Origin of the sequence: Mycobacterium sp. RTGN6 (genome assembly GCF_033804605.1) — a bacterium.
Lineage (GTDB): Bacteria > Actinomycetota > Actinomycetes > Mycobacteriales > Mycobacteriaceae > Mycobacterium.
In genome coordinates this window covers 94,195-109,289 of record NZ_JAPZKZ010000014.1, presented here as the reverse complement: position 1 = coordinate 109,289, position 15,095 = coordinate 94,195, and the positions used below count along the sequence as shown (strand labels likewise).

Sequence of the window (15,095 nt, the reverse complement as noted above, 5' to 3'; positions counted from 1 at the left end):
TTACTTTTATTTCTTGACGGGTGTCAAGAGCCGATCCGGGCTACCTCAACGATGCCGTCAGTGGTCGAGATCGACGCGGATGGTCAGCAGGTTCGTGCCGAACGTGCGCACACCGAAGCTGTTGAGCTGCGGCAGCTCCCGGAGCCGGGCATGCGGGTCGTCGTCAGGCACCAGGTGGGCCGTCCCGGCGCGCCACCGACCGTGCAGACGAACGCGCACGCGCGGATCGGCCTGAATGTTGCGGACGTACTGAGACTGTTCGCCGAACTCGGAGACGAACCAGAACTCGTCGCCGATGCGCTTGCCGCCCAACGGAGTACGGCGCGGCTCACCGGACTTGCGTCCCGTCGTCTCCAGGAGCGTCTGGAATGGCAGCCGCCCCATCACTGGGTTGCCGATGCGCTTCTGGAAGAACTTGGTGAACCCAGAGGGTGAATTTGGCATAGCACTCATCTCACACCATCGCCGTCCGCGGAATCTTCATTCCCAGCGCTAGCGCACCGGCGAGTTCGCGGCTCGTGTCGTAGTCGAACACGACGTGACCGGCCAGCACGTCGACGTCGCGCTTGAAGCGCTGCATGGGGTTGTCGAGGAAGTGCACGCTGGCGCCGGAGGCCTCGAAGAGCGAGCCGATCACGGCGCGGGACTCGGCGACGATGTGTGCGGCGGCAAGTCTGGCCTCGCCGCGCACTGGACGGGGCACCACGTCGCCCGTCGCGACGATGTGTGCCACCTCGCCGACGGTGTCCGCCAGCAGTCCGTGTAGCGCGCGCAGCCGTACGCGCGCCTCGGCGAGCCGGGCTTGTGCGATGGGTTTGTCCTTCTGCATCACGCCCTCGTAGGCGAGCAAGCGGCCGGCCAGCCGTTCGGCGTAGAGCTCCGTAACGCGCTCGGCGCTGCCCAGCGCGGGCATGGCGGCCAGCAGCGCGAGCGCAGGCACCATCGGCCAGCGGTAGGTCGCCGAATCGTGCAACGCGGCGCCGGGCGCCGTTCCGCCGTAGATGTCGGTGACGCGGACGAGGCGGTGCTCGGGGACGAATGCGTCGGTGACCACGACGTCGTTGGAGCCGGTCGCCCGCATGCCGTCGGTGTGCCACACGTCGACGACGGTGAAGTCGTCAGCCGGCAGGAGGGCCAGTGCGGGGTAGATGCCGTCGTCGGGGCCGCAGAGCGCGCCGACGATCAGCCAGTTGCCGTCCATCACCCCGGTGGCCCACGACCACCGTCCGGTCAGCCGGATGCCGCCCTCGGTGGGCACGCCGCGGCCCGTCGGTGCGAGCGGGGCGGGAGCCAGGAATGGCCGGGTGGCGAACGCCTCTTCCTGGGCCTGCTCACCGAACAGCGAGACCATCCAGTTGTGCAGGGCGTAGAACCCGATGGTCCACGCGCTGGACGTGCAGCCGTGGGCCATGCGGCGGACGGGGTCGAGGATGGCGGGGAAGTCCGCCTGCGCGCCGCCGAAGCGTGCGGGCACCAGCAACTCGGTGAACCCGGACGCGGCGAGTTCTGCCACGGTCGCGTCCGGCAGTCGGCGCACGTCCTCTGCCTCGCGGGCGCGTTCGGCCAGACCCGTGACGAATTGGTCAGAAATGCCCTGAATCGCGGCGACTGGTGGCATGGCTAGGACGCTACCATACCTTTTGGTATGTTAATTATCGGGCGAGAACCAAATCGAGAAACCGTTCGCCACGAGCCGCCTCTTGCGCCCCCGGGGTGGGGCCGGACAGATGCAGGAATCCGATTCCAGCCGCGAAGACGACGTTTGCGCGCAAGTCGGCGTCGTCGGCGTCGAACCCGTAGTCCAGGAACGCCTGGCGCACCGCCGCCAAGACCCGGCGATCCGACGCGCGAACGCTCGCCGCGACGGTCTCGTCCAGGCGTGCCCATTCCCGCATCGCGCGCTCCAACGTCCAATGCCGAGGGCTGACCAGCGCTGACATCATCCGCGCGAGACGTTCGCGTGGCTCGAGGTCACCCATGTCATCGAAGCTGCGGCGGTCCTCGTCGCGCAGTTCGCCCCATGTCGCGATGAGCGCGGCCCGGTACTGGGGCATCCCGTCGAAGTGCCAGTAGAAGCTGCCCTTGGTCACGCCGAGTCGCTCGCAGAGCCGATCGATCTTGAGCGCCTTGATGCCCTCTCCGGCCAGGATCGCGTAGCCCGCTCGAATCCAATCGTCGACGCTCAACCGGCTGGCGGATCGTTTGCCAGCCGTACCGCGAGTACCCGCCATGAGCCGCAGCCTAATGGGGCGATCGGCGCCACAACTGACGACGCCGTCACTTCACTGAACGGCTAGCAAACTCGTCACGGGGTGGTCACGGACTTTCTCGTGACAGCGGGCCCGTGTTTTACTGCCTTTTACAACTGAACTCTCTGGTCCGCCCAGGATTGGGCGGGCGCGGTCGGTTGGTGCACTGCCACCGAACCGCACAGGCGATTGTCCATCGCGGGATCTGGACGGGTCCCGCGTAACCGGAACTGAATGGAATTCATTGATGTTCGTTGACAGAATTCGTGGCCGCTGGGCTCGCCGGCTCCTCGGCGCAACCATGGCGGCGCTCCTGCTCCCAGGCATGATCGGCCTGGTTGGCGGTAGCGCAACCGCGGGGGCGTTCTCACGCCCTGGTCTGCCGGTCGAGTATCTGATGGTGCCGTCACCGTCGATGGGCGTCGACATCAAGGTGCAGTTCCAGAGCGGTGGCGCCAACTCGCCCGCCGTATACCTGCTCGACGGCCTACGCGCCCGCGACGACTTCAACGGCTGGGACATCGAGACCCCGGCCTTCGAGTGGTACCTCGACTCCGGGCTGTCGATCGTCATGCCGGTCGGCGGACAGTCGAGCTTCTACGCCGACTGGTACTCGCCTGCGCGCAACAAGGCGGGCCCGCCCCTGACCTACAAGTGGGAGACGTTCCTGACCTCCGAGCTGCCGGGTTACCTGGCCTCCGAGAAGGGCGTGAAGTCCACGGGCAGCGCTGCGGTCGGGCTGTCGATGGCCGGTTCGGCATCGATGATTCTGTCGGTCTATCACCCCGAGCAGTTCATCTACGCCGCCTCGCTGTCGGGCTTCTTGAACCCGTCCGAGGGTTCGTGGCCCTTCCTGATCAACATGTCGATGGGTGACGCCGGTGGTTTCAAGGCCAATGACATGTGGGGTCCCACGGAAGACCCGAACAGCGCCTGGAAGCGCAACGACCCAATGGTGCAGATTCCGGCGCTGGTGGCCAACAACACCCGGCTCTGGGTCTACTGCGGCAACGGCCAGCCCAACGAGCTCGGTGGTGGCGACCTGCCCGCCAAGTTCCTCGAGGGCCTGACCATCCGCACCAACCGGACCTTCCAGGACGAGTACATCGCAGCCGGTGGCAACAATGCCGTGTTCAACTTCCCGGACAGCGGCACTCACACCTGGGCGTACTGGGGACAGCAGCTGCAGCAGATGAAGCCCGACCTGCAGCGCGTGCTGATCGGCTGACGCGTGATCGGGTAGCGGGTCAGAACCCGCCCGCTACCCGCACCACAGCCCGGCCTGAGTAGCGGCCGGCGCGCACCTCGTCGATCACGGACATCACGTCCTTGACGTCGACGTCGTGCGCCACTCGGGAAAGGTGCTGCGGCCGAAGCGAATCGGCGAGCAGCTTCCAGAGCTCGCGTCGCGATGCGATGGGCAGCAGTACCGAGTCGATGCCCAGCAGCGCCACCCCGCGCAGGATGAACGGCATCACGGTGGTGGGCAGCGCGGTCCCGCCCGTCAGCCCGCTGGCGGCGACGGCGCCCCCGTAGTTCAGGGTGCTGAGCACGTCGGCCAGCGCCTGCCCGCCCACGCAGTCGATGGCGCCCGCCCAGCGCGACTTGCCAAGCGGCCGGGGCTTGGCATCCGGATCCTCGGGCAGCCGACCGATCACGTCGGCGGCGCCGAGCGCCTTGAGTTCTTCTGCAGCGTGCGGCTTTCCGGTAGACGCCACCACCTGGTAGCCGGCCTTGGCCAGCAGGTCGATGCTGATCGACCCGACCCCACCGGTGGCCCCCGTGACGACGATGGGGCCGTCGTCGGGACGAATGCCGCGGTTGCGCAAGGCCTGCACGCTCATTGCGGCGGTGAAGCCCGCGGTGCCGATCACCATGGCGTCGCGGGCGTCCAACGCCCCAAGCGCCACGATCTGGTCGGCGGGCAGGCGCGCGTACTCGGCGTAACCGCCGTGCTTGGCCGTCCCTATGTCATAGCCGTGGGCGAGCACCCTGTCCCCGACGGCGAAGTCGGGGGAGTCGGACTCGACCACTTCGCCAGCGAGGTCGATGCCAGGCACGATCGGATAGTCGCGCACCACGCCGCCCTTGGGCGTCACCGCGAGCGCGTCCTTGAAGTTCACGCTGGAGTACTCGACCTGGATCGTCACTTCGCCGGGCGGCAGCTCCGCGTGCTCGAGGGTTTCGACCGTCGCGGTGATGCCGTCGCCGTCTTGACGCGCGACCAGTGCCTGAAAGCTGTTCATGGATCCCGACGTTAGCGTGTCGGGATCCATTGGTCGGCTACTTCAGCTCGGCCGACGACAGGCCCAACAAGCGACGGGCGATGACCAGCTGCTGGATCTGCTGGGTGCCCTCGAAGATGTCGAGGATCTTGGAGTCGCGCGCCCACTTCTCCAGCAGGGTCTGCTCGGAATAGCCCGTCGTTCCTGCCATCTCGACGGCCTTGAGCGTGATGTCGCTGGCCACCCTGGCGGACTTGGCCTTGCCCATCGAGGCTTCCTTGGAGTTCGGGATCTTGTTGTCGGCCTGCCATGCGGAACGCACCGTCAGCAGATAACCCGCTTCCCAGTCGGCTTCCATGCGCAGGAACTCCGCGGCGGGTGCGCTCTGCGCATGCGCCGGTTTGTCGTAGGAGATCTCGATGCCCGCAGCGGTGAGGATCACGCGCAGCTCCTCCAAGGCCGCGCGGGCGATGCCGACGGCCATCGCGGCGACGATCGGCCTGGTGTTGTCGAACGTCTCCATGACGCCGGCGAACCCCTTGTCCACCTGGACGTCCGGGTTGCCGAGCAGGTTGTCCTTGGGAATGCGGGCGTTGTCGAACCGGATCACGGCGGTGTCGGACGCCTTGATGCCGAGCTTGTGCTCGAGGCGCTCGACGGTGACGCCGGGGTGGTCACGCGGCACGATGAACGACTTGATGGCCGCGCGGCCCTTCGACTTGTCCAGCGTCGCCCACACCACGATGTGCGTGGCGCGAGAGCCTGCCGTCACGAAGATCTTCTCGCCGTTGATGACATACTCGTCGCCGTCGAGCTTCGCGGTGGTCGACACGGCGGCCGAGTCGGAGCCGAAACTCGGCTCGGTGATGGCCATCGCGGCCCACACCTTGCCGAGTCGCGCGAGCTGCTCATCGGTGGCGACGCCGGAGATCGCCGCGTTGCCGAGCCCTTGGAAGGGCACCGACAGCATCAGCGCGACGTCGCCCCAGCTGACCTCGACCACGTTGAGCACCGCGGACATGTTGCCGCCGTTGACGTTTGCCTTCTTGCCGTCGTCTTCTCCGTCGCGGAACGCTTCGGCGCCCGCGAACGAGATGTGGTTGGCCTCCGAGATGCCCTCGAAGAGGGTGGCCAGGGTGTCGAGTTCGACGGGGTAGGCGTGTTCGGCCAGATCGTACTTGCGCGAGATGGGCCGCAGCATCTCCGCCGCGCCTTGGTGGCCCTTCTCGATGACGGCCTGCAGCTTCTTGGGCAGTTCCAGATTTATTGCCATGTCAGGTCTTCCGTTCCTAGTCGATCCAGCGCCTACAGGACCACGACGCCCTCGGCGACGCCAAGTGCCCGCAAATCGCGGTACCAGCGTTCGACGGGGTGTTCCTTGGTGAAGCCGTGGCCGCCGAGCAGTTGGACGCCGTCGAGGCCGATCTGCATGCCCTTGTCGGTGGCGATTCGCTTGGCCAGCGCGGCTTCTCGCGCGAACGGCAGCCCTTGTTCGGCCCGCGACGCTCCGCGCCAGGTGACCAACCGGAGCCCGTCGAGCTCGGTGGCGATGTTGGCGCACATGAACGCGACGGCCTGGCGGCGGGCAACGGGCTCGCCGAACGCCTCGCGCTCCTTGACGTAGGGGATGACGTAGTCGAGCACCGCATGTGAGGTGCCGACCGCCAGTGCGGCCCAACCCAATCGGGCCAGCGCGATCGCCTCTGAGTAGTCGGCGTCGGTGGCCTCGTCCTCGCCGAGCCGGTTCTCCAGCGGCACGGCGACGTTGTCGAGCTCGACGCGGCCGAGTGCGGCCGCACGGACGCCCATGCTCGGGTCGGCCTTGACGGTCAGCCCCTCGGAGGACGACTCGACGATGAACAGCGTTGGCCTGCCGTTGAGTTGGGCGGCGATGACGAACACCTCGGCGTCGGCGGCGGCGGGCACCAACGACTTGACGCCGGTGAGCCGATAGCCGCTCGGGGTGCGCACCGCGGTGGTCTTCAGCACGGTCGGGTCGAACAACGCATGCGGTTCGGCGATCGCCACGCACGCCTGCGGGACCTGTTCACCCGCGAACGCAGGCAGGTAGGTGGCCTGCTGGCCTGCGCTGCCCCAGTGGGTGAGCGCGGATGCGACACCACCGGGCGCCAGGATCGGCAGCGCCAGTCCCATGTCGCCGTAGGCGAGTGCCTCGGCGACGAGTGCGTTGGTGACGGTGCCGCGGCTCTCCGCGATGCCGTCGAAGTCCTCCGGGATGTTGATGGCCGTGATGCCGAGTTCGGCGGCCTTTCCGATCAGGTGGGGCGAGTGCGCGGCTTCGGCGTCGCAGTCGTGGGCGGCGGGCCTCAGGACCTTCGCGGCGAACTCGCTGACGGTCTCGACGATCATCGTCTGGTCTTCGTCGGGGGTCAGGTCGAAGTAGTCCGACCCGCTCGGCTTGAGCCGGGTGGCCGGCTTGCCGAGGCGTTGCACGCGCTTGAACTGACGCGAGGAGGCGCCGACGGCCGAGAAGGCGGTCTTGACGCCGTAGCGCAGCCCCTTGTTGAGCGGGTCGCGTAGGCCGTAGCGGTCCAGGAACTCCTGACCGAGGAGCGGGGTGATTAGTGCCAGCCCGACATCGGTCGCGGTGCGCTTGTGTCGCTGCAGGCCGATGGCGCTCTCCGCGCCGGAGCGCTTGGGGCGGCGCTTCGTCTCGTCGTTGGACGGCAGGGTGTTGGTCATGGCCGTATCTTACTCCTGAGTAAGATCGGCGGTCCTGTTGCCTACGTCACGTATTCAAGGCTCGACAGGACCCGGTCGTGCAAAAGGCCGTTGGTCGCCACTGCGCTGCCCCCGTGCGGACCGGGCGCACCCTCGACGTTGGTGAACCGGCCGCCGGCCTCGCGGACCAGGATGTCCAGGGGCGCCAGATCCCACAGCTTCACCTCGGGCTCGGCGGCGATGTCGACCGCCCCTTCGGCCAACAGGCAGTACGACCAGAAGTCGCCGTAGCCCCGCACCCGCCACACGTCGTCGACGAGCTCGAGGAATCGCGACCGACGCTCACCCCACCCGGTGAGGTCGGAGAACGACAGGCTGGCCGACGCCACGTCGTCGACGCCCGATACGGAGATGCGTCGAGTTACGCCGTCGAACGTGGTGAACGCCCCCTCGCCGGCTCCGGCCCACCACCGTCGGCGCAACGCAGGCGCGCTGACCACTCCTACCTCGGGCACGCCGTCGACGAGCAGTGCGATGAGCGTCGCCCACACCGGCAGGCCGCGAACGAAGTTCTTGGTGCCGTCGATCGGGTCGAGCACCCATTGGCGTCCGCTGAAAACCGCTGTGCCGCCGTACTCTTCACCCAGTACGGCGTCGCCAGGCCTGCTCTTCGACAACGACTCGCGCAACGACTCCTCGGCGCCCCGGTCGGCGTCGGTGACCGGCGTCAGGTCGGGTTTGGTCTCGATGCGCAGGTCCAGCGCGCCGAACCGCTCCATCGTCAACGCGTCGGCCTGGTCGGCCAATTGCAGGGCTAGCGAAATGTCGTCTGCGACCGAGCTCATGGCTGCAGTCCTACCATGGGCGTGTGTTGGAAATCGTGATCCTCCTTGTGTTGCTCGGCTCACTGGCCCTGCTGATCGGCCCGCGGATCATGGGGCGACGCGGACTGGGCGGCGAACAAGCCCATGGCACTCTGCTGATCACCAGCCTGAGCCCGAAACCCGATGCCGATGGCGAACAGTTCGTGACGATCAACGGGGTCATGAGCGGGCCAACGGTCAACGAGCACCCGGTCTACGCGCGGGTGGCCGTCGACGTGAGCGCGTGGCCGTCGATGGGCGACCTGATGCCCGTCGTGTACTCGACCAAGAACCCCGACAATTGGCGGTTCGCGCCGCCAGAGCAGCCGTTGCCGCCCTCGTCGCAGCCGTACGAGCCGCCGGCGCCCTATTAGACCCTCGCCCTACTAGTCCGTCGACGAGACTGCGGCGAGATCGGGTTTGTTCGCAAGATCGTGATCTCACCGCAGTTTCGGCGATTCGGTGAAAACTCTTCTGTCACTTCAGTTCCAGTCGTCACATTCGGCGAATTCTTGTCGGTGTTCGCACGTATGTTCGAGTCATGTCAGGGACAGCAGTCGGGGAAGCGGTGGCCGCTTTACGGGCCGCGCACGACGCGCTGGCCGGCTGCGACCTCTCGCTCCTGACCGAGGCCGAATTGCTCGAATTCCTCGACGAGCTCGAGACGTTGTCGTGTCAGTTGCCGACCCAGTGGCACCGCGGGCTGGCCCGACTGCAGACCGAGACCACCCCGCAGGCGATGGGCGCCAAGTCCTGGAACGAGGTGCTGCGCATCCGGTGGCGCATCTCCACCGCCGAAGCCGGCCGACGGCTCGCCGAAGCCGCAGTACTGGGCCCACGCCAGAGCTTGATCGGAGCACCGCTGGCGCCGGTGCTGGCCGCCACCGCCGCCGCCCAAGCCGCGGGGTTGATCAACGCCGAACACGTCGACAAGATCCGCGACGCCATGGGCCGCATCCCGGCGTTCGTCGACACACCCACCCGTGAGCAGATCGAACTCGACCTGGTTCGGCTCGCCGTCGGCGTCGGCCCCAAGGAACTCAAGGACTCCGCCGATCGGGTGCTGTTCCTGCTCGATCAGGACGGCCCCGAACCCGACGACACCGAACGCGCCCGCAAACGCGGCTTCACGGTCGGCCCCCCGGGTCGCGACGGCACCCGCCCGGTGACGGGGAACCTCACCCCCGAAGCGTGGGCGACCTACGAGGCCACCTTCGCCAAACTGGCGGCCCCCGGCATGTGCAACCCCGCCGACCCCGAACCCTGTGTCAGCGGGACTCCGTCGCAGGCCCAAATCGACAACGACCACCGCACCCTGGCGCAGCGCCAACACGACGCGTTCGTCGCGGTCGGTCGCATCGCCCTGATGAGCGGCGAACTCGGCCAACACAACGGGCTGCCGGTGTCGATCATCATCCGCACCACCCTGCAGGACCTGGAATCGCGCGCCGGGGTCGGTGTCACCGGCGGGGGCACCGTCGTGCCCATCGGCGAGGTGATCCGGTTGGGCGGGCACGGCAACCACTTCCTGGCCGTCTTCGACGGCGCCACCGGGTCGGCGCTGGATCTGTTCCGGGCCAAACGCGTCGCCTCCCCCGCGCAGCGGATCATGCTCATCGCCCGTGACGGGGGTTGCACCAAACCGTGCTGCCCCGTCGGCGCCTACGGCAGCCAGGTCCACCACGCGCTGCGCGACTGGATCGACGGCGGCAACACCAACGTCGACGAACTCGCCCTCGCCTGCGGGCCAGACAACCGCATGGTCGGCCCCGGCGGCTGGACCACCACCATCAACTCCCGCGGCGAGGTCGAATGGACGCCCCCACCACACCTCGACACCGGCCAAGCCCGAGTCAACTACTACCACCGACCAGAACTACTACTAAGGCCACCCGACGACCCGAAACCCCAACGCACCAACGACACCGGCCAACCCGGCGGCCCCGCACCACCAGAATGGCCATGGGACTAGGCCAGTTCGGCGTCGAGGCCGGAGAGGTGGCCACAGGCATATGCGCGCGACGGCGTCGGCCGAGGAGTGGTGAGACCTCGGATCGGTGACGGGCGCCGGTGGGGTGGTGAACCCGGCGATGTGACGTCCTGCGTCGTTACGCCAGCGTCTTTACCCGCATGAGTCGTGGCTGATCAGCCCAGGCTGAAACAGCTCGTGCGCCCGCCGTCGACCACCAGGTTGGAACCGGTGACGTAGCTGGCCTCATCGGACAGCAGGAACGCGACGGCGTTGGCGATCTCCTCGGGTCGGGCGAGGCGGCCCAAGGGGATCGACGCCTCGTTCTCGGCGCGTTCCGCCGCAGGGTCCGGCGCAGTGGCGAACTCGGCCATCACCATCGGGGTGTCGGTGGTGCCTGGGGAGACGCTGTTGACCCGGATTCCGTGCGTGGCGAGTTCGGCGGCCAGGGCGCGCGTCATGGCGAGCACGCCACCCTTGGTTGCGGTGTAGCCGACGAAGCCGGCCTGTCCGAGCACACCGAGTTCGGATCCGGTCGTGACTATCGAACCGTGCCCAGCGGGAATCATCCGTCGGGCCGCCTCGCGGACCACGTAGAAACAACCCGAGAGGTTGACGTGAAGCTGCCGCAGCCAGTCGTCATCGCTCGTCGTCACTGTGGGTGCGACCACCGAGATGCCCGCATTGCTGAACACCGCCGACACGAATCCGAGCTCGCTCGCCCGGTCGAACGCAGCGGTCACCTGTGCAGGATCGGAGACGTCGGCCTCGATGGCCAGCGCGCGTGCCCCCTCGTCGCGACACTGCCGAGCGGAGTCCTCGAGGGCGTCACCGGGCAGCGCGACGAGCGCCACTGCCGCCCCATCGCGGGCCAGCTGGACGGCGGTCGCGCGGCCGATCCCCGAACTCGCGCCGGTGACGAGCGCGACCCGGCCGGAAAAGCGCGTCATGTGATCAGCCGTGGCTGATCCGAAGTAGCTCCGCGACGCTCGTCAGCTTCACCCGCGGCCTGCCGTGCGGTTCACCCAAGGACCGCTCGTGTTCGTCGATCAACTTCCAGTGGTCGTCGGTCACCAACTTGGGCTGCCGCGACAGCAACCATTCGACGAGCGACTGGTCGTGATCGTCGCCGAAGTCGGGCAACGTGCGCCCGTCGAGGTCGGCGAGCAGGGTGGCCACCGTGTCGGCCGAGTCCTTCTTGTTGCTGCCGATCACGCCGGACGGGCCACGCTTGATCCAGCCGACGACGTACTCGTTCGCGCTGCCCTCGACCCGCCCGTCGGTGTGCGGAATGGTGCCCGACCGGTCGTCGAACGGCAGGCCGGGCGTGGGCACGCCGCGGTAGCCGACGGCCCGCACCACCAGTTGCGCGGGGAGTTCCTCACGGACCCCGGTGTCCTTGGCGACCAGCCGCCCACCTTCGTCCACCAACTCGTTGTGGCCCAGCACGATCGACTCGACCCGCCCGTCGCCCTTGAGCTCGATCGGGGAGGTCTGGAACCGAAACACGATGCGGCGCTTTGCTCCCCGTGGTGTCGTCTCGGCGTAACCCCGCATCACCTTGACGTTCAGCTTGACGGTCTTGCCCGCGGCCTCGAGCTCGTCATCGGTGATCTTGTCGAAGTCGGCGACGTCGACGATGACGTCGACGTCGGCCATCGCCTCCATGTCGGCGAGCTCGCGAAGTTCCAGCGTGGTGAACGTGGCCTGAAGCGGCCCGCGGCGGCCGATGACGACGACCTCCTCGACGCCGCGCGCATGCAGCGACTCCAGCGCGTGGTCGGCGATGTCGGACTTCGCCAGCATGTCGGGGTCGCTGACCAGGATGCGTGCCACGTCCAACGCGACGTTGCCGTTGCCCACGACAACGGCCCGACTGCTCGAAACGTCGGGCGCCATGTCCGAAAAGTGGGGGTGCGCGTTGTACCAGCCGACGAAGTCGACGGCAGCAACGCTGCCAGGAAGCTCCTCGCCGGGTATGCCGAGCGGCCGGTCCGACTGCGCCCCGATGGCGTAGACGACGGCGTCGTAGCGCTCGGCGAGTTCGGGCGCCTGGACGTGCTCGCCGATCCTGACGTTGCCGAAGAAGCGGAAGCGCGGATCGAGCGCGATCTTCTCGAACTGGGCGCTGATCGTCTTGATCTTCGGATGGTCGGGTGCCACGCCGGAGCGCACCAGGCCCCAGGGGGTCGGCAGCATCTCGAGCATGTCGACGCGCACGTCACGACCCTGACCGGAGTCGTCGGCCGCGTCGGCGAACTTCAATAGCGAGGCGGCCGCAAAGTATCCCGAAGGGCCAGAGCCGACGATCGCCACGTGATATGGGCGCATTGATAAGGAGCCTTCTGTCGCTGTCCGGCTACGCGCAAGGGGCTGTCGCGGACGTAGCTCGGCTGATTACCCAGCCGACTCTAAACCGCTAAATCGGATCCCGCGGCCAACGTGGAAAGGCACGGGCGATGCGGTCGGTACCCTGAACTCCCGTGGATCCCGACCTGCAAGCCGACATCGCCGCCCTCGACACCACCTTGACGACGGTGGAGCGGGTGCTGGACGTCGACGCGCTGCGCGCCCGCATCGACGCATTGCAGGAACAGGCCGGCGACCCCAACCTGTGGGACGACCAGACGCATGCCCAGAAGGTCACCAGCGACCTCTCGCATGCGCAGAGCGAGCTTCGGCGCGTCGAGGAGCTGCGTCAGCGGCTCGACGACCTCCCGGTGCTCTACGAGCTCGCCCGCGAGGATGGTGGCGCCGCCGACGTCGCCGAGGCCGATGCCGAGCGGGCGAAGCTGCACGACGACATCGAGGCGTTGGAGGTCCGCACGCTGCTGTCGGGGGAGTACGACCAACGCGAGGCCGTCGTCACGATCCGATCGGGCGCCGGTGGGGTCGACGCGGCGGACTGGGCCGAGATGCTCATGCGGATGTACATCCGCTGGGCCGAGAAGCACGACTACGGCGTCGAGGTGTTCGACACGTCCTACGCCGAGGAGGCGGGCATCAAGAGCGCGACCTTCGCGGTGCACGCGCCGTACGCCTACGGGACGCTGTCGGTCGAGCAGGGCACCCACCGACTGGTGCGAATCAGCCCGTTCGACAACCAGAGCAGGCGCCAGACCTCCTTCGCCGACGTCGAGGTGCTCCCGGTGGTCGAGACCACCGATCACATCGAGATCCCGGAAGGCGACCTGCGCGTCGACGTCTACCGGTCCAGCGGTCCCGGTGGCCAGTCGGTCAACACCACCGACTCTGCGGTTCGACTCACCCACATCCCCACCGGTATCGTCGTGACTTGCCAGAACGAGAAGTCGCAGCTGCAGAACAAGGTGGCGGCGATGCGGGTTCTGCAGGCAAAGTTATTGGAACGCAAACGCTTAGAGGAACGCGCCGAGATGGACGCGCTCAAGGGTGACGGCGGCAGTTCGTGGGGCAACCAGATGCGCTCGTACGTGTTGCACCCGTACCAGATGGTCAAGGACCTGCGTAACGAATACGAGGTCGGCAATCCAGCGGCCGTACTCGACGGAGACATCGACGGATTCCTGGAAGCGGGAATCCGTTGGCGCAATAGGAAAGATGACGACTAAAACCTACGTAGCAATCGCATGGTCGCAACGCTGGCACGACTTCTGGCGGGGCGATATCGGCGAGTGGATCATCACCCGCGGACTGAAGATCGCGCTGCTGGTCATCTTTGCGATTTTGGCTGCGCGATTCATCAGCTGGACGGCCCAGAAGATCACCCGTCGCATCGACGCGGACTTCCAGGAAACCGATCAGCTGGTGCGCACCGAGAGCGCCAAGCACCGGCAGGCGGTTGCATCGGTCATCTCGTGGGTCTCGATCGCCATCCTCTTGGTGGTGGTGCTCGTCGAGATCACCGACGTGATCGCCATCCCCGTCGGGTCGCTCGTTGCCCCCGCCGCCGTGCTGGGCGCGGCGCTGGGCTTCGGCGCGCAGCGCATCGTGCAGGACTTGCTGGCGGGATTCTTCGTCATCACCGAGAAGCAGTACGGCTTCGGTGACCTCGTGAAGTTGACCGTCGCCGGAATCGCCGAACCGGCCGAGGGCACGGTAGAAGACGTCACCCTGCGGGTCACCAAGCTGCGGTCCACCGAAGGTGAAGTGTTCACCATCCCCAACGGTCAGATCGTCAAGACGATGAATCTGTCCAAGGACTGGGCCCGCGCGGTGATCGACATCCCGGTTCCGACCAGCGCCGACCTCACCAAGGTCGACGAACTGCTGCACGGGGTCAGCGAGAAGGCGATGAAGGACGAAAGCCTGCGAAAGCTGCTCCTGGACGCGCCTCAGGTGATGGGTGTCGAGAGCATCGAAGTCGACACGGTGAACCTGCGCATGGTCGCGCGGACACTGCCAGGCAAGCAGTTCGAGGTAGGCCGCCGACTTCGACTGCTGGTGGTCGGCGCCCTGATCCGGGCCGGGATCGTCACCTCTGCCGACAACAGACCAGTGGTGAACACGCTCCCGAGTTCGGCCAACGTCAGTTCGCCAAAGGATCAGCAGGACGGCGAGGACCGTCCATGAGTTTCTGGAACTGGCTCACCCGCACGCGTACCGACCGCGGCTGGCCGGCGTACATCATCAACGGGCGGATCCGGACCTCGACGGCCGCACTGATCGCCGCGTTCTTCGCGATCACGTGGCTGCACAACACCTATCAGCCGCCCGCGCCTACGCCCGCCGCGCCCGAGACGGCCCAGGTGGTGCCGCCGGGATTCATGCCCGACCCCGAGTACACGTGGGTGCCCCGAACCTACGTTCAGCGTCCCAGTACGACCACGACGCCGACGACGACCACCACGACGACGGAGCCCAGCCCGACCGAGACCTCACCGGGCGAAACCCCGTCGACCACTCCGACGACCCCGTCCGAAGCCACGGCGACGACGGTGGTCGATCCGGACGGTCTTGGGCCGCTTCCGCCGACGACGGTCACGTCCACGCCGGGGGCGACGACGCCCTTGCCGGTGCCCAACAGGTCGGGGACGCCGACCACCGTGCCGACGACGTCCGCGAGCCCCGGCTCCACGTCGCCGACCACTCCGGCGCCATAGCGATCGGCGGTTGCATGCGGCGACAC

The 15,095-nt window shown here is 67.3% G+C and carries 15 protein-coding genes; 6 read left to right on the top strand and 9 right to left on the bottom strand.

The annotated features are described in order from the left end of the window. Positions 1-57: 57 nt before the first annotated feature. Genes SLQ33_RS29305 through SLQ33_RS29295 form a run of 3 tightly spaced genes read right to left on the bottom strand, consistent with a single transcriptional unit; the run spans position 58 to position 2,231 of the window. Positions 58-444 carry a nitroreductase/quinone reductase family protein gene (locus SLQ33_RS29305; RefSeq protein ID WP_319457428.1) on the bottom strand — a complete coding sequence of 129 codons (387 nt, stop codon included), beginning with the start codon at positions 442-444 and terminating at the stop codon, positions 58-60. A gap of 10 nt (positions 445-454) precedes the next feature. Then, complete coding sequence (locus SLQ33_RS29300; protein WP_319457427.1) at positions 455-1,618, bottom strand: acyl-CoA dehydrogenase family protein; 1,164 nt, start codon at positions 1,616-1,618, stop codon at positions 455-457. A gap of 34 nt (positions 1,619-1,652) precedes the next feature. Beyond that, positions 1,653-2,231 carry a TetR/AcrR family transcriptional regulator gene (locus SLQ33_RS29295; RefSeq protein WP_319457426.1) on the bottom strand — a complete coding sequence of 193 codons (579 nt, stop codon included), beginning with the start codon at positions 2,229-2,231 and terminating at the stop codon, positions 1,653-1,655. A gap of 262 nt (positions 2,232-2,493) precedes the next feature. Here SLQ33_RS29295 and SLQ33_RS29290 point away from each other — a divergent pair, with 262 nt between their 5' ends. Further along, on the top strand, positions 2,494-3,477 hold the full coding sequence (locus tag SLQ33_RS29290) for an alpha/beta hydrolase family protein (protein ID WP_319457425.1): 984 nt from the start codon (positions 2,494-2,496) through the stop codon (positions 3,475-3,477). Between the two features lie 19 nt (positions 3,478-3,496). On the opposite strand, the gene SLQ33_RS29285 is transcribed toward SLQ33_RS29290, so the two are convergent. Genes SLQ33_RS29285 through hisN form a run of 4 tightly spaced genes read right to left on the bottom strand, consistent with a single transcriptional unit; the run spans position 3,497 to position 8,001 of the window. Continuing rightward, positions 3,497-4,495 carry an oxidoreductase gene (locus SLQ33_RS29285; RefSeq protein WP_319457424.1) on the bottom strand — a complete coding sequence of 333 codons (999 nt, stop codon included), beginning with the start codon at positions 4,493-4,495 and terminating at the stop codon, positions 3,497-3,499. 37 nt (positions 4,496-4,532) lie between these two features. Further along, complete coding sequence (locus SLQ33_RS29280; RefSeq protein WP_319457423.1) at positions 4,533-5,747, bottom strand: acyl-CoA dehydrogenase family protein; 1,215 nt, start codon at positions 5,745-5,747, stop codon at positions 4,533-4,535. Positions 5,748-5,779: 32 nt separating this feature from the next. Then, a complete protein-coding gene (locus tag SLQ33_RS29275) occupies positions 5,780-7,177 on the bottom strand; it encodes an acyl-CoA dehydrogenase family protein (protein ID WP_319457422.1) in 1,398 nt (465 codons plus the stop codon). 41 nt (positions 7,178-7,218) lie between these two features. Next, entirely contained in the window at positions 7,219-8,001 is a 783-nt protein-coding gene (hisN, locus tag SLQ33_RS29270) for a histidinol-phosphatase (RefSeq protein ID WP_319457421.1), read from the bottom strand. Positions 8,002-8,024: 23 nt separating this feature from the next. Here hisN and SLQ33_RS29265 point away from each other — a divergent pair, with 23 nt between their 5' ends. Then, the gene (locus SLQ33_RS29265; RefSeq protein WP_319457420.1) at positions 8,025-8,393 is read left to right on the top strand and encodes a hypothetical protein; all 369 of its coding nucleotides are present in this window, start codon (positions 8,025-8,027) and stop codon (positions 8,391-8,393) included. 167 nt (positions 8,394-8,560) lie between these two features. Beyond that, positions 8,561-9,991 carry an HNH endonuclease signature motif containing protein gene (locus SLQ33_RS29260; RefSeq protein WP_319457419.1) on the top strand — a complete coding sequence of 477 codons (1,431 nt, stop codon included), beginning with the start codon at positions 8,561-8,563 and terminating at the stop codon, positions 9,989-9,991. A 173-nt stretch (positions 9,992-10,164) separates the two neighbouring features. On the opposite strand, the gene SLQ33_RS29255 is transcribed toward SLQ33_RS29260, so the two are convergent. Both SLQ33_RS29255 and SLQ33_RS29250 read right to left on the bottom strand, forming a co-directional pair. After that, a complete protein-coding gene (locus SLQ33_RS29255; RefSeq protein ID WP_319457418.1) occupies positions 10,165-10,938 on the bottom strand; it encodes an SDR family NAD(P)-dependent oxidoreductase in 774 nt (257 codons plus the stop codon). A gap of 4 nt (positions 10,939-10,942) precedes the next feature. Continuing rightward, complete coding sequence (locus SLQ33_RS29250; RefSeq protein WP_319457417.1) at positions 10,943-12,319, bottom strand: FAD-dependent oxidoreductase; 1,377 nt, start codon at positions 12,317-12,319, stop codon at positions 10,943-10,945. A gap of 152 nt (positions 12,320-12,471) precedes the next feature. Here SLQ33_RS29250 and prfB point away from each other — a divergent pair, with 152 nt between their 5' ends. Genes prfB through SLQ33_RS29235 form a run of 3 tightly spaced genes read left to right on the top strand, consistent with a single transcriptional unit; the run spans position 12,472 to position 15,069 of the window. After that, positions 12,472-13,578, top strand: a complete 1,107-nt coding sequence (prfB, locus tag SLQ33_RS29245) for a peptide chain release factor 2 (protein ID WP_319457416.1) — start codon at positions 12,472-12,474, stop codon at positions 13,576-13,578. Then, positions 13,568-14,539, top strand: coding sequence for a mechanosensitive ion channel family protein (locus tag SLQ33_RS29240; RefSeq protein ID WP_319457415.1), 972 nt, complete (start codon positions 13,568-13,570; stop codon positions 14,537-14,539). The genes prfB and SLQ33_RS29240 overlap by 11 nt, the downstream gene beginning before the upstream one ends. Beyond that, a complete protein-coding gene (locus SLQ33_RS29235; RefSeq protein ID WP_319457414.1) occupies positions 14,536-15,069 on the top strand; it encodes a hypothetical protein in 534 nt (177 codons plus the stop codon). The genes SLQ33_RS29240 and SLQ33_RS29235 overlap by 4 nt, the downstream gene beginning before the upstream one ends. Positions 15,070-15,095 lie beyond the last annotated feature (26 nt).

Excerpts from the sequence above, each read along its gene's own strand:
- SLQ33_RS29305 (WP_319457428.1), bottom strand. The coding sequence starts at position 444 with ATGCCAAATTCACCCTCTGGGTTCACCAAGTTCTTCCAGAAGCGCATC.
- SLQ33_RS29300 (WP_319457427.1), bottom strand. The coding sequence starts at position 1,618 with ATGCCACCAGTCGCCGCGATTCAGGGCATTTCTGACCAATTCGTCACG.
- SLQ33_RS29295 (WP_319457426.1), bottom strand. The coding sequence starts at position 2,231 with ATGGCGGGTACTCGCGGTACGGCTGGCAAACGATCCGCCAGCCGGTTG.
- SLQ33_RS29285 (WP_319457424.1), bottom strand. The coding sequence starts at position 4,495 with ATGAACAGCTTTCAGGCACTGGTCGCGCGTCAAGACGGCGACGGCATC.
- SLQ33_RS29280 (WP_319457423.1), bottom strand. The coding sequence starts at position 5,747 with ATGGCAATAAATCTGGAACTGCCCAAGAAGCTGCAGGCCGTCATCGAG.
- SLQ33_RS29275 (WP_319457422.1), bottom strand. The coding sequence starts at position 7,177 with ATGACCAACACCCTGCCGTCCAACGACGAGACGAAGCGCCGCCCCAAG.
- hisN (WP_319457421.1), bottom strand. The coding sequence starts at position 8,001 with ATGAGCTCGGTCGCAGACGACATTTCGCTAGCCCTGCAATTGGCCGAC.
- SLQ33_RS29260 (WP_319457419.1), top strand. The coding sequence starts at position 8,561 with ATGTCAGGGACAGCAGTCGGGGAAGCGGTGGCCGCTTTACGGGCCGCG.
- SLQ33_RS29255 (WP_319457418.1), bottom strand. The coding sequence starts at position 10,938 with ATGACGCGCTTTTCCGGCCGGGTCGCGCTCGTCACCGGCGCGAGTTCG.
- SLQ33_RS29250 (WP_319457417.1), bottom strand. The coding sequence starts at position 12,319 with ATGCGCCCATATCACGTGGCGATCGTCGGCTCTGGCCCTTCGGGATAC.
- SLQ33_RS29240 (WP_319457415.1), top strand. The coding sequence starts at position 13,568 with ATGACGACTAAAACCTACGTAGCAATCGCATGGTCGCAACGCTGGCAC.
- SLQ33_RS29235 (WP_319457414.1), top strand. The coding sequence starts at position 14,536 with ATGAGTTTCTGGAACTGGCTCACCCGCACGCGTACCGACCGCGGCTGG.